Here is a 13310-nt window from a genome sequence, read left to right as displayed (position 1 = left end):
CGCCTATAAGGCGGGCTCCGTGGTTCTCATGGGTTGAGCGATGTCCCAGCAAGTGCAGTCCCGCCGGGTGAAGGCCGTCGATCTCGCGCGCTTCAAGGCGGAGGGGCGCAAGATCATCTCGCTGACCGCCTATCACGCCCACACCGCGAGCATCCTCGACGAGCACTGCGACTTCATCCTCGTCGGCGATTCCCTGGGCATGGTCATGCACGGCATGGAATCGACCCTGCCCGTGACCCTGGAGATGATGATCGTCCAGGCCCAGGCGGTGATGCGCGGCACCTCGAAGGCGCTGGTCGTGGTGGACATGCCCTTCGGCTCCTACGAGGCGAGCCGCGAGCAGGCCTTCATGAGCGCCGTCCGCGTGCTGAAGGAGACCGGCGCCGGAGCGATCAAGATGGAGGGCGGGGCGGCCTTCGCCGAGACCGTCGCGTTCCTCACCCAGCGCGGCGTGCCGGTGATGGGCCATATCGGCCTCACCCCCCAATCGGTGAACACGATGGGCGGATTCCGCGTTCAGGGCCACGGGCCGGACGCCGAGCGGCGCCTGCTGGAGGATGCCCGCGCCATCAGCCAGGCCGGCGCCTTCGCGATCGTGCTGGAAGGTATCGTGGAGCCGGTCGCCCGCGCCATCGCCGCCTCTCCGGACGTGACCGCGGCGACCATCGGCATCGGCGCCTCGCCGGAATGCGACGGTCAGATCCTCGTTCTTGAGGACATGCTGGGCTTGAGCGACCGCGTACCGAAATTCGTCAAGCGCTTCGGCTCGCTGCGCGCCCACATCTCCGAGGCGGTGGAGCAGTACGCGGAGGAGGTTCGCGCCGGGCGCTTCCCGGCCTCGGAGCACACCTACCCGCCCCGCTGACGGCGGGTCAGGGCTTGCGCAGGATCAGCCAGAGCGCGTGCACGGTGCCGGGCAGGATGCCGAGGAGCGTGAGCAGCACGTTCAACAGAAATTGAAGCCCGAGGCCCCGGGTTAGGAGCACCGCGATCGGCGGCAGGAAGATCGCGAGCAGGATGCGGACGATATCGGACACGGGAGCGCTTCCGGGCTATCGGCCAAGCGGGGCCGGGAGGGACGCCGCTCCAACGGAAGGGGTGCGTTTTCGTTCCCCGAATGCGCGGTTTGTAAACGGGTTGCGGGCTAGCGTGGCGCATCGGACGACGACGACCCGGCGCATATGATCGACTCGCTCATCACAGAGGTGGAGCACGCGGTCGCCAACGGCGATCAGCAGACCCGCATGGCGATGCTGCGCCGTGTCACGCAGCTCTTCTCCGCGAGCGCCCCCGCGCTCAACGACCCTCAGGTCGAGGTGTTCGATGCGGTCATCTCGAAGCTCTCGCAGAACGTCGAGACGATCGCCCGCGCGGCCCTCTCCCGGAGCCTCGCCGACGAGCGCCGGGACCTGCGCCACACAATGCGCGACCTCGCCTTCGACGAGGCGGCCTCGGTCGCGGTGCCGGTGCTGTCGAAGGCGGAGTGCATCACCGACGCCGATCTCGTGCAGATCGCGAGCGAGCGCGGCCAGGATCATCTCTTCGCGATCTCGCGGCGCCGCCGCCTGAGCGAGCGCGTCACCGACGTGCTCGTGGTGCGCGGCGACCAGTCGGTCGTGCGATCGGTAGCCGGCAACGACGGAGCGAGCTTCTCGGAGGCCGGCTTCAACGTCCTCAGCGAGCGCGCGAGCGCCGACGAGGCCCTGCGCAACGTCATCGAGCTGCGCAAGGACGTCCCGCCCCATCACATAGCCCGGATCGCGGCCATCGCCCGCGAGCGCGCCGCCGAGCGGCTCGCGGCCGAGTTCTCGCCGGCCGACGTCTCGAAGGCGGTGACGGAGGTGACGCGCAGCTTCGACCGGGGCGCCGAATCCAGCGTCACCAGCTCCGTGAACGACTTCGAGCAGCGCATGAAATCGGGCGGCATCGATCTCGACGAGAAACAGATCGCCACCTGGGTAAACGAGGGCAAGACCCAGGACGCGCTCATCGCGCTCGCGAAGATGGCCAACGTGCCGCCGGCCATGGCCTTCCGGGCCTTCCAGGCGCAGGATTTCGAGCCGCTGCTGTTTCTGATCCGCTCGGTGAAGTTCGGCTGGGGAACCTTCAAGCTGTTCCTCCAGGCCAAGCCCGGCTGGGCCCCGAAGGCCGAGGACATGCGCGGCGCCTTCGAGGCCTTCCAGGCCCTCTCCATCGCGACCGCGCAGCGCGTCGTGCGCTTCACCTCGGCCCGCGAGCAGATACAGAAGACCGACGCCGCCTGACCTCGCAGGCGGCGCAGCCGACGGACCCGTGCTCGCCGATCTCTTCCACATCCTGACGACGCCGGCCCCGGCCGCGATGCGCCGCCTCGGCTACGTCGCGGAGAGCGTCGCCCTGCGCTCCCGCTCGCGCCGCTGCCGCCGGGCCTGGGCGCCCCATCTCGAACGCACCCGAAGCGTGATCCTCGCCGCCAGCGACGGCTTGCCGCACCGGCGCACGGTGGCTGTCCTCGGCTCCGGCCTCCTCGACGACGTTCCGGTGAAAGGCCTCGCGGAGCGCTTCGAGCGCGTGCTGCTGGTGGATGCCGTGCATCCCTGGGCGACGCGGCTCGCCGTGCGGCGATGGGCCAACGTCCGCCTCGTGCACGCCGATCTCAGCGGCGCCGCCGAGCTTCTCCTCGGGAAGTCCTCGTCGCTCTCCGATCCGCTGGCGGTGCTCCGCGGGGAGACCGACCTCGATCTGGTGGTGTCCGCGAACCTGCTCTCGCAGCTCCCGATCCTGCCGCTCGACGCCTGCGAGCGCCCCGGAGGACCGCGCCGCCCGGACCTCGGCCGCGAGATCGTGGCGGCCCATCTCGCCGCGCTCTCGTCGCTCGAGGCGCGGGTCTGCCTCGTCACGGATGTCTCGGAGACGGAGCTCGACCGGGAGGGCCGCGTCACCGACCGGCTCGACCTGATGCACGGCGTCCCGATGCCGGAGCCCGATCAGGTCTGGGATTGGGAGCTCGCGCCCTTCGGCGAAGTCGCCCGGCATCGCCGCATCCTGCACCGGGTCCACGCCTACCCGGATTGGACGCGCCGGGTCCCGGCGTGAAAAGAGCCGCCTCCGGGGGGAGGCGGCTCTCTGGATCTCTGAGGCTCGTCTTACTCGCCGGAACCGCCGCTCTCGGCGGTCGCCGGGGCCTCCGCGCCTTCGATGCCCTCGAAGCGCGGGCGGCGGCGACGGCGCGGCTTCGGCGCGGGCGCCTCGTCCTCGCTTACCGCGGCAGGGGCCGGGGGCTCCGATCCGTAGGAGACGGCGGCGGGCGCCGTCTCCGGGGCGCTTTCCGCGGCGGGCCGGCGGGCCGTCATCAGGAAGGCGGGCAGCCCCCCGGTCTCCTCGGCGGTCGCAGCGCGGGCGGGCTCCTCGCGGTCCCGGCGCCTCTCGCGGCGCGGCTGGCGCGCGGGACGCTCGTTCTCGGTGGCGGCGGCGGCCTGCGGGGCCGAAGCGACCTCGGCGCGAGGCTGCTCCTGATGGCCCGGATCCTGGCGGGTGAACTCCTGCCGCGGCGCCTCGTTGCGGCTCAGGTCGTGCCGGGGCCGGTCGTTCCGCTGGCCGTAATCGGCGCGGGGCTGATCGCCGCGATCCTGGCGCTGGTAGTCGTTGCGGTTGCCCTCGAAGCGCTGGCCGTTCCGGTCCTGCCGATCCTGCCGGTTCTGGAAGCGCTCGCGTCGGTCGCCGCGGGGACCGTCGTTGTAGCGGTTGTCCTGACGATCCTGGCGGTCCTGACCCTGGCGGTTGTAGTCGCCGCGGCCCTGGTCCTGCCGATTGTAGTCCTGGCGGTTCTCGTAGGAGGGCTGGCCACCCTCGGCGTACTCGTCCGAGCCGTAGGCCGCGTAGCCGTGGCCGTTGGCCTGGCCGTTCGGCGCGCCGTTCTCCTCCTCGTCGCCCTCCATCTCGTCGTCGTAGCCCTGGCGGGCATAGCCGAGAGTCTGCTGCGGGCGCTGATGATCCTGCGAGCCCGAGACGATGCGGAAATAATGCTCGCCGTGCTGGAAGTAGTTCTCGGCGGCCACCGGATCGCCGGCGGCGAGCGCGTCGCGGGCGAGCTGGGCGTACTTGTCGGCGATGTGCTGGGCGGTGCCCCGGAGCTTCACGTCGGGACCGTTGGATTCGTAGGACCGGGTGAGCGGGTTCGGGCCCTTCGGCCGGTTGCGGCCGCGCATCCGTCTGTTCTGGTTTGGTCTCATCGGTCTCGACTGACCCTCACTCATGCGATGTGTGCGTCTGCGCGGTCGGCTCCCGCAGCGAGCCCCGCCGGGCGGCTCAGGCCCGCGCGGCGCGCCCCGGAGATGGAAGCGCTTGCGATCCGCTCAGGCTGCCGGCCATCCGGCCCGTCCAACCGGGATGTTCCCTCGCGTTCGCGACGCGGTCCGATTGTCAGGTTCGCGTTTCACCGACCGAGATGGCGATTCCTTGACCGCGACTGATCGATGTTCGGGAAATCGGCGAACCGCCCATCGGGGTCGATCGTCATCGACCCTAAGGGCATCCGTATTAACGGACCGTTCGCGATCTGCCGTTTCACACTAACGGCTTGCGCGCATTGCAACAAGCTCTTTTTCCGGCCGCGCCCGGCGCCCTAGGGCGCTATCCACCGCCGGCGCGGAAGCCGACGACGCGGGCGTGACCCGTGAGGTCGTGACGCGGGCCGGTCGGTTCAAGACCCGCCGCGCATCCGAGCGCCTCGACCACCTCGGCCTGATCCGCCCCCACTTCGAGCGCCATGGCGCCCCCCACCGCGAGCAGGCGGCCCGCCGCAACGATCCGCCGGTAGGCGTCGAGGCCGTCGCGGCCGCCGTCCAGGGCGGCGTGCGGGTCGTGACGGCGGACCTCCGCCGACAGGCCGGCGATCTCGGTGCTCGCGATGTAGGGCGGGTTCGAGACCACGAGGTCGAATCCGCCGACGAGCGGTGCGTCCCAATCGCCGGCCACGAAGGCGGCGCGGCCGCCGACGCCGTTCCGTAGGGCGTTCTCGCGGGCCGTGCGCAGGGCGCCGGGCGACCGGTCGAGCCCGACCCCGAGAGCCTGCGGGCGCTCGCTGAGCAGGGCGACGAGGATGCAGCCCGAGCCGGTGCCGAGATCGAGGATCCGCGCCGGGCGGCCCGAGGGGAGGGCGGCGAGACCCGCCTCGACCAAGGTTTCGGTGTCGGGCCGGGGCACCAGGGTCTCGCCGGAGAGACGGAACGGCAGGCTCCAGAACTCCCACTCGCCGAGGATGCGTGCCACCGGCTCCCCGGCGAGCCGGCGGCCCAGAGCCTCACGCAGCGCCGACGCGTCGGTCTCGGAGAGGGGACGATCACCCGCCAGCACGAGGTCGGCGGAGGCGATCCCGAGGCTGTGGAGCAGGAGGAAGCGGGCGTCGCCCGGCCCGGCATCGACGCCGGACGCCGCGATCGCCGCCTCGGCACGGCGCAGGGCCTCCCGCCGCGGGAGCCCCGGCTCGATCGCTGAAGCCACGGCGCTCAGGCCATGCCCTCGGCCGCGAGAAGCTCGGCCTGGTGCTCGGTGACGAGGGCGTCGATCACCTCGTCCAGGGCCGAGCCGGCGATGACCTCCTCGAGCCGGTACAAGGTGAGGTTGACGCGATGGTCCGTCACCCGCGCCTGCGGGAAGTTGTAGGTGCGGATGCGCTCGGAGCGGTCGCCGGAGCCGACCTGCGCCTTGCGGTCGGCGGCGCGGGCGGAATCCTTCGCCTGCCGCTCGGCGTCGTAGAGCTTGGCCTTGAGGAGGGCCATCGCCCGGGCCCGGTTCTTGTGCTGGGAGCGCTCTTCCTGGACGAACACCACGATCCCGCTCGGGATGTGGGTGATGCGGATCGCCGACTCCGTCTTGTTGACGTGCTGGCCGCCGGCACCCTGCGCGCGCATGGTGTCGATCTTCAGATCCGCCTCGTTGACGGTGATGTCGACGTCCTCGGCCTCGGGCAGCACGGCGACGGTGGCGGCGGAGGTGTGGATGCGCCCCTGCGTCTCCGTCTCGGGCACGCGCTGCACCCTGTGGGCGCCGCTCTCGAACTTCAGGCGGGCGAAGACGCCACGGCCCTTCACCTCGGCGACGACCTCGCGATAGCCCCCGGCCGTGCCCTCGCTCTCGGAGATCACCTCGACCTTCCAGCCCTTCAGCTCGGCATACTTGGCGTACATGCGGAAGAGGTCGCCCGCGAACAGCGCCGCCTCGTCGCCGCCGGTGCCGGCGCGGATCTCGAGGATGGCGCTCTTCTCGTCGGCCGCGTCCTTCGGGAGCAGCAACAGCTGAAGCGCGCGGTGGGCGGCGAGCAGGGCCTCCTCGGCCTCCGGCTTCTCTTCCGCCGCGAGCGCGCGCATCTCCGGGTCGCCGCCCGGCTCGTCGATGAGCGCCTGGATGCCGGCGAGGTTCGCCTCGGCGTCCCGATAGCGGCCGATGGCGGCGACCACCGGCTCCAGGTCGGACAGTTCGCGGGAGAGCTGCACGAAGCTCTCTGAATCGCCGCCTCCGGCGCTGAGCTGCGCGGTGACGATGTCGTGGCGCGTGATGATCGCGTCGAGGCGCTGGGCTGGAATGGGCGTCATCGCCTGGAGTGTACTCTGTTGAACGAGGGGTCGGGAGGAGGCCGCGCGACGCGGCCTTCGCTACACCGGAATGCCGCGCGCCTTGGCGTAGTCGGTCAGCGCCGGCCGCAGCGAGTAGCCGTCCCGCGCCTGCGCCAGCTCGCTGTCGATCAGGCGCTCGACCTCGCCCGCGTCGACGGCGAGCACCATGGCCTTCACCGGGCCGATCGAGGCCGGCGACATCGAGAACTCGCGGAATCCGAGCCCGATCAGCGCCATGGCGTCGAGGGGCTTGCCGCCGATCTCGCCGCAGACGGTGGCCGGGCAGCCGGCCCCGGCGGCCGCCTTCGCGATCATCCGGAAGGCGCGCAGGGCCGGGGCGCTCAAGGGGTCGAAGCGGTCCGCAACGCGGCGGTTCTCGCGATCGACCGCGAAGAGGAACTGCATGAGGTCGTTCGAGCCGACCGAGAGGAAGTCGGCGACCTCGGCGATCTCCTCCATCTGGAAGAGGAGCGAGGGCACCTCGATCATCGCGCCGAGGCGGCAGTCGCTCGGCAGCGGGTGGCCGTGGCGGGAGAGATGCGCCTTCTCGCGGTCGACGATGGCCTTGGCGCGGGTGAACTCCTCCACCGTCGCCACCATCGGGAACATGATCTTGAGAGGGCGGCCGCCAGCGGCGCGAAGCAGCGCGCGCAGCTGCACCCGCAGCAGCGCCGGCCTGTCGAGACCGATGCGGATCGCCCGCCAGCCGAGCGCCGGGTTCTCCTCCTCGAGCTTCGGCATGTAGGGCAGCATCTTGTCGCCGCCGATGTCGAGTGTGCGGATGGTGACGGGGCGATCGCCGATCGCCGCGAACACCGCCTCGTAGAGCGTCTGCTGCTCGGCGGCCGAGGGCATCCGCTCGGCGACCATGAACTGCAGCTCGGTGCGGAACAGGCCGATCCCGTCTGCGCCGGTCTCGGCGAGGTGGGAGAGGTCCACGAGCAGGCCGGCGTTGAGGTAGAGGCCGATCTGCACCCCGTCCGTGGTCAGCGAGGGCTGGTCGCGGAGCGCCCGGTACTGCTCCTGCCGCTTGGCGCGCAGGCGCACCATCTCGATATAGGCGGCCTCGATCTCCGGGCCGGGCCGGACCTGGACCTCCCCGGCGACGCCGTCGACGATGATGGCGTCGCCCGAGTCGCAGAGCGCCGTGGCGTTTGCGATCTCGCCGACGGCCGGGATGCCGAGCGCGCGGGCGACGATGGCGATGTGGCTCGTCGGGCCGCCTTCCTCCAGAACGACGCCCCGCAGCCGGGTGCGGTCGTATTCCAGCAGCGCCGCCGGGCCCATGGCGCGGGCGACGAGGATGACGTTCTCCGGCATCGCCGAGCCGTTGCCGGCATCGGGGCCGATGAGCTGGCGGAGCAGCCGGTTGGCGAGGTCGTCGAGGTCGTGCAGGCGGTCGCGCAGGTAGGGGTCGCTCTGGCGCAGCATCCGGGCGCGGTTGTCCGACTGCACCCGCTCGACGGCGGCCTCCGCCGTGAGGCCGGACGAGACCGCCTCGCGCATCCGGCGCAGCCAGCCCTTGTCGTGGGCGAACATGCGCACGGTCTCGAGCACCTCGCGGCTCTCCACCGTGCCGATGCTGTCGCCCCGTTCCACCAAGTCGTCGATGGCCGAGCGCACCACGGCGATGGCCGCCTCTAGGCGCTCCATCTCCCGCTCGGCGTTCTCGGCGATCAAGGTCTTCACCACGATGCGCGGCTCGTGGAGCACCACGTGGCCGAGGCCGATCCCGTCGGCGAGCGCCACGCCCCGCTGGCTCACGGGCCGGCGGGCGGCGGTGCCGGCATCGGGGGCGAGCCCGTGCAGCTCGCCCGAGGCGATCATCTCCGAGAGCACCATGGCGGTGGTCTGGAGCGCCTCGATCTCCTCCTCGGAGTAGACCCGGTAGGTCTTGTTCTGGACGACAAGCACGCCGAGCGTGTTGCCCGCCCTGAGCAGCGGCACGCCGAGGAAGGCGTGGTAGGCCTCCTCGCCCGTCTCCGGCCGGTAGGAGAAGGCCGGGTGGGACTGGGCGTCGGAGAGGGAGAGCGGCTCCGCGGTCTGCGCGATCAGGCCGACGAGGCCCTCGTCGGCACGCATCCGCGTCAGGTGCACCGCCTCGCGGTTGAGGCCCTCGGTGGCGAACAGCTCGAGCGTGCCGTCGTCGCGCAGGACGTAGACCGAGCAGACCTCGGCGATGACGTTGGCGGCGATCAGGACGACGATGCGGTCCAGGCGCGCCTGGGGGCTGACCGGCTCCGCCATGGCTTCGCGGAGGCGGCGCAGCAGCAGGCGCGGGCCTCCGGGCGCAGCGGGCATCGTCTCGTCAATCCACCTCGGGCGACGGGTGCAAACCCGACGCCAGACAGGGTGCGCCGGTCACGCCGGCGGCGCGGCTCAAGCCTGATCGAGGCCGTATAGCGAGTGGAGCGTGCGCACGGCAAGCTCGGTATAGGCGGCGTCGATGAGCACGGAGAACTTGATCTCCGAGGTGGTGATGGCGCGGATGTTGATCCCCTTCTCCGCCAGCGCCCGGAACGCCTTGGCGGCGACGCCCGCGTGGCTCCTCATGCCGACGCCGATGGCGGAGACCTTCACCACGTCCGTGGCGCCCTCGATCTGGCCGAAGGAGATGTGCTCGCGCTGGCCGTCGAGCACGGCGCGGGCGCGCTGGTAGTCGGCCGCCGGCACCGTGAAGGTCATGTCCGTGGTCGACTGGTCGCCCGAGACCGTCTGGATGATCATGTCGACGTTGATGCTGGCATCGGCGAGCGGGCCGAAGATGGCCGCGGCGATGCCGGGGCTGTCCTTGACGCCGCGGAGCGTGATCTGCGCCTCGTCGCGGGCGAAGGCGATGCCGGTGATGATCTGCTGTTCCACGATGTCTTCCTCGCCGCAGATGAGGGTGCCCGGCCGCGCCGCGTCGGGGGGATCGAAGGAGGAGCGCACCGTCGTCGGCACCCGGTGCACCATGGCGAGCTCGACGGAGCGGACCTGGAGCACCTTGGCCCCCAGCGAGGCCATCTCCAGCATCTCCTCGAAGGTCACGCGGTCCATGCGCTTCGCCTTCGGCACCACGCGCGGGTCGGTGGTGTAGACGCCGTCGACGTCCGTGTAGATGTCGCAGCGCTCGGCGCCGATCGCCGCCGCCACCGCCACGGCGCTGGTGTCGGAGCCGCCGCGTCCGAGGGTGGCGATCCGCCCGGTCGGCCCGTGCACGCCCTGGAAGCCGGAGATCACCGCAACCTCGCCGCGGGCGAAGCCCTCGTTCAGGTTCGCCGGATCGATGCCGGCGATGCGGGCCGAGCCGTGGGCGTCGGAGGTCTCGATCGGGATCTGCCAGCCCTGCCAGGAGCGGGCCTTGATGCCGTCCTTCTGGAGCGCGATGGCGAGCAACCCCGACGTGACCTGCTCGCCGGAGGCGACCACGGCGTCGTACTCGGCGGAATCGTAGAGGGCGTTGGCGTCCTTGACCCAGTCCACGAGCTCGTTGGTCTTGCCGGACATGGCCGAGACCACCACGGCGACCTCGTAGCCGGCGGCGACCTCGCGGGCCACGTGCCGGGCGACGTTGCGGATGCGATCCACATTGGCGACGGAGGTCCCGCCGAACTTCATCACCAAACGGGGCATGTCGCGTCCGCTTCGATCCGTTTCCAGGGCCTGCCCCGACGGCGAGGCACGATGCGCGAAGAGCGGCCGGCGAGCGCGAGAGCGGCTTACCGGACCCGAGGTGGGCGGGTACAAGGGGCGCCACACCCTGTCAACGGAGCGGGCCCGCGCGCCCCGGAACCGGCATGACCGCAACCTCAACGATCGACCGCACCGAGGTCGCCCGCTTCGACGCGCTCTCCGCTCGCTGGTGGGACGAGCGCGGGCCGATGCGGGTGCTACACCGCTTCAACCCGGTGCGGCTCGCCTACATCCGCGACGCCGCCTGCGCGCATTTCCGGCGCGACCCGGCCACGCCCTTCGCCCTCGACGGCCTCACCGTCGTGGATATCGGCTGCGGCGGCGGTGTGCTCTCGGAGCCGCTCGCCCGGCTCGGGGCGCGGGTGACGGGCCTGGAGCCGGCCGCGGGCAATCTCGCCGTCGCCCGCGCCCACTCCGAGGAGGCAGGGCTGGCGATCGACTACCGGGGCGAGACCATCGAGGCCGTGGTCGCGGGCGGGGAGCGCTTCGACATCGTGCTCGCCATGGAGGTGGTCGAGCACGTCGCCGACCGGGCGGCGTTCCTCCGCGCGGCGGCGGAGGCGGTGCGGCCCGGCGGCCTGCTGTTCGCGGCGACGATCAACCGGACGCTGCGCTCCTTCGCGCTCGCCATCGTCGGCGCCGAGTATGTGCTGCGCTGGCTGCCGAGGGGCACCCACGACTGGGAGAAGTTCGTGACGCCCGCCGAGCTGACCGCCGACCTCGAATCCGCGGGGCTCTCCGTCACCGAGACGACGGGCGTCGTCTACACGCCCCTCGACGACGGCTGGCGCCGCAGCCGCGACACGGGCGTGAACTACATGCTCCGTGCCGAGCGCCCGGAGGCGTCCCGGTGAGGGCGCTGCTCTGCACGCGCCTCGGCGGGGCCGAGGACCTCGCCGTCGAGACCCTGCCCGATGCGGTGCCCGGCCCCGGCGAGGCGCTGGTGCGCATCACCGTGGCGGCGCTCAACTTCTTCGACACGCTGATCATCGCCGGGCGCTATCAGGTGAAGCCGGAGCTGCCCTTCTCGCCCGGCGGCGAGGCCTGCGGCGTGGTCGAGGCTCTGGGGGAGGGCGTCGAGGGCTTGACGGTCGGCGAGCGTGTCGTGGTCCACGTCACCTACGGCACCTGCCGGGAGCGGATCGTGGTCCCGGCCGATCGTCTCACGCCCGTGCCCGAGGGCGTGAGCGACGAGCAGGCGGCCGGGCTGAGCATCACCTACGGCACCACGCTCCACGCGCTCCGCGACCGGGCCGCGCTCCAGCCCGGCGAGATGCTGGCGGTGCTCGGCGCCTCCGGCGGGGTCGGGCTCGCGGCGGTGGAGCTCGGCCTGCTGATGGGCGCGCGCGTCATCGCCTGCGCCTCGTCCGAGGAGAAGCTCGCCGTCGCCCGCGATCACGGCGCGGCAGAGACGCTCGTCTACGACCCGGTCACCCTGCGCGACGACCTGAAGGCGCTGACGGGCGGGGAGGGGGTCGACGTCGTCTACGACGCGGTCGGCGGTCCCTACGCCGAGCCGGCGCTGCGGGCACTCGCCTGGAAGGGCCGCTTCCTGGTGATCGGCTTCGCGGCCGGCGACATCCCGAAGCTGCCGCTCAACGTGGTGATGCTCAAGGGTGTCGACGTGCAGGGCGTGCACTGGGGCGCCTTCGTGGAGCGCGAGCGCGCCGCCCATCAGGACAACCAGCGCCGCCTGCTCGCCTGGGCAGCGGAGGGGCGCCTGACGGTACGCATCCACGGCACCTACCCGCTCGACGCCTACGAGGAGGCGCTCGGCCTCCTCAGCCGCAGGGAGGCGGTGGGCAAGGTGCTGCTGCGGCCCTGAGGCTCAGAGCAGCCCGCGCTCACGCGCCAGCGCCACGAGGTCGCTCTGCGGCCGGGCGCCGATATGCTGAATGACCTCCGCCGCGGCGAGCGAGCCGAGCTTGGCGCAGGTCACGTAGTCGAGCCCCCGCGCCTGGCCGGCGAGGAAGCCCGCGGCGAAGAGATCTCCCGCTCCGGTGGTGTCGACCACCTCGCGCACGGGCGAGGCCTCGACGGAGCGGACCTCGCCGCCCTTCACGACGATGGAGCCTTGCTCCGAGCGGGTGACGAGGCCGAGCAGGTGCCGGCCGCGGGCGTCGCGCTCGTCGCGCAGCGCCTTGATGGCCTCCTCGGCATCCTCGGTCTCGTAGAGGCTCTTCAGTTCGCCGATGTTGGCAAACAGGATGTCGACGCTGCCGTCGCGGATCAGGGCGAGGAACTCGTCCCGGTAGCGGCCGACGCAGAAGGCGTCGGAGAGGGTCAGCGCCACGGCGTTGCCCGCCCCGTGGGCGATCTTCACGGCCTTGCGGAAGGCATCCTTGGCCGCCGGCGGGTCCCAGAGGTAGCCCTCGAGGTAGACGACGCGGGCGCTGGCGGTGGTCGCCTCGTCGACGTCGGCCGGCGACAGGCCCTGGCAGGCGCCGAGATAGGTGTTCATGGTGCGCTCGCCGTCGGGCGTCACCAGCACGAAGCAGCGGGCGGTGGCGGGGCCCTCCTTGGCGGGCGGCACGTCGAAGCGCACACCCGTCGCCTTGAGGTCGTGGGCGAAGAGTCCGCCGACGTCGTCCTCCCGCACCTTGCCGACGAAGCCGGTCCGTGCTCCGAGCAGCGCCGCGCCGACCGCGGTGTTGGCCCCCGAGCCGCCGGAGACGATGGTCGCCGGACCCATCGCCTGGAACAGGTCCTCCGCGCGGGGCTCGTCGATGAGCTGCATCGCGCCCTTGGCCAATCCTTGCGCGGACAGGAAGGCGTCGTCCGTCCGGGCGATCACGTCGACGATCGCGTTGCCGAGGACGAGAAGGTCGAGGGGTGCGCTCATGCGGTTGTCGGGCTCCGGCGGATCGCCGGGCCTGTGGCATCGGTCGGTCCGAGGGTCAAGCCGAGGGCGAAGCGAGGGCTTCGGCGGCTCGTGTCGTCGCGTGACGGAGCATGAGCGCCATCGAACGTCCGCGATAGCGGGTCGGCCGTCGTCGGGAGCGCGCGCGTTGCACAGAAGTCCAGCTTGGAATTTTTTTTCTT

Annotated in this window: 12 protein-coding genes; 5 read left to right on the top strand and 7 right to left on the bottom strand. The window is 71.6% G+C overall.

Annotated elements, in window-relative coordinates:
• The first annotated feature begins 40 nt into the window (after positions 1 to 40).
• On the top strand, positions 41 to 865 hold the full coding sequence (gene panB, locus MFF04_RS03730) for a 3-methyl-2-oxobutanoate hydroxymethyltransferase (protein WP_238274124.1): 825 nt from the start codon (positions 41 to 43) through the stop codon (positions 863 to 865).
• Positions 866 to 872: 7 nt separating this feature from the next.
• On the opposite strand, the gene MFF04_RS03725 is transcribed toward panB, so the two are convergent.
• On the bottom strand, positions 873 to 1037 hold the full coding sequence (locus MFF04_RS03725; RefSeq protein ID WP_238274123.1) for a YqaE/Pmp3 family membrane protein: 165 nt from the start codon (positions 1035 to 1037) through the stop codon (positions 873 to 875).
• Between the two features lie 144 nt (positions 1038 to 1181).
• Here MFF04_RS03725 and MFF04_RS03720 point away from each other — a divergent pair, with 144 nt between their 5' ends.
• Complete coding sequence (locus MFF04_RS03720; protein ID WP_238274122.1) at positions 1182 to 2264, top strand: DUF2336 domain-containing protein; 1083 nt, start codon at positions 1182 to 1184, stop codon at positions 2262 to 2264.
• Between the two features lie 28 nt (positions 2265 to 2292).
• Positions 2293 to 3075, top strand: a complete 783-nt coding sequence (locus MFF04_RS03715; protein WP_238274121.1) for a hypothetical protein — start codon at positions 2293 to 2295, stop codon at positions 3073 to 3075.
• Positions 3076 to 3125: 50 nt separating this feature from the next.
• On the opposite strand, the gene MFF04_RS03710 is transcribed toward MFF04_RS03715, so the two are convergent.
• From MFF04_RS03710 to MFF04_RS03690, 5 genes are all read right to left on the bottom strand, one after another.
• A complete protein-coding gene (locus MFF04_RS03710) occupies positions 3126 to 4187 on the bottom strand; it encodes a DUF4167 domain-containing protein (RefSeq protein ID WP_238274120.1) in 1062 nt (353 codons plus the stop codon).
• Positions 4188 to 4611: 424 nt separating this feature from the next.
• Positions 4612 to 5481: a peptide chain release factor N(5)-glutamine methyltransferase gene (gene prmC / locus MFF04_RS03705; RefSeq protein WP_238274119.1), complete on the bottom strand. Its 870-nt coding sequence runs from the start codon at positions 5479 to 5481 to the stop codon at positions 4612 to 4614.
• 5 nt (positions 5482 to 5486) lie between these two features.
• A complete protein-coding gene (gene prfA / locus MFF04_RS03700) occupies positions 5487 to 6572 on the bottom strand; it encodes a peptide chain release factor 1 (protein WP_238274118.1) in 1086 nt (361 codons plus the stop codon).
• Positions 6573 to 6632: 60 nt separating this feature from the next.
• Positions 6633 to 8894 carry a phosphoenolpyruvate--protein phosphotransferase gene (ptsP, locus tag MFF04_RS03695; RefSeq protein ID WP_238274117.1) on the bottom strand — a complete coding sequence of 754 codons (2262 nt, stop codon included), beginning with the start codon at positions 8892 to 8894 and terminating at the stop codon, positions 6633 to 6635.
• Positions 8895 to 8972: 78 nt separating this feature from the next.
• Positions 8973 to 10208, bottom strand: a complete 1236-nt coding sequence (locus tag MFF04_RS03690; protein WP_238274116.1) for an aspartate kinase — start codon at positions 10206 to 10208, stop codon at positions 8973 to 8975.
• Positions 10209 to 10372: 164 nt separating this feature from the next.
• Here MFF04_RS03690 and ubiG point away from each other — a divergent pair, with 164 nt between their 5' ends.
• Together ubiG and MFF04_RS03680 are read left to right on the top strand one after the other, a co-directional pair.
• On the top strand, positions 10373 to 11122 hold the full coding sequence (ubiG, locus tag MFF04_RS03685; protein ID WP_238274115.1) for a bifunctional 2-polyprenyl-6-hydroxyphenol methylase/3-demethylubiquinol 3-O-methyltransferase UbiG: 750 nt from the start codon (positions 10373 to 10375) through the stop codon (positions 11120 to 11122).
• A complete protein-coding gene (locus MFF04_RS03680; protein WP_238274114.1) occupies positions 11119 to 12093 on the top strand; it encodes an NADPH:quinone oxidoreductase family protein in 975 nt (324 codons plus the stop codon). Before ubiG ends, MFF04_RS03680 begins: the two co-directional genes overlap by 4 nt.
• A 3-nt stretch (positions 12094 to 12096) precedes the next feature.
• Here the strand turns inward: MFF04_RS03680 and MFF04_RS03675 are convergent, their stop codons facing one another.
• Complete coding sequence (locus tag MFF04_RS03675; protein ID WP_238274113.1) at positions 12097 to 13110, bottom strand: adenosine kinase; 1014 nt, start codon at positions 13108 to 13110, stop codon at positions 12097 to 12099.
• Positions 13111 to 13310 lie beyond the last annotated feature (200 nt).

It is taken from the genome of Methylobacterium jeotgali (assembly GCF_022179345.1).
GTDB classification, from domain to species: Bacteria; Pseudomonadota; Alphaproteobacteria; order Rhizobiales; family Beijerinckiaceae; genus Methylobacterium; species Methylobacterium jeotgali.
Note: the sequence above shows the minus strand (reverse complement) of the source record. Positions and strands in the feature narration are given on the sequence as shown.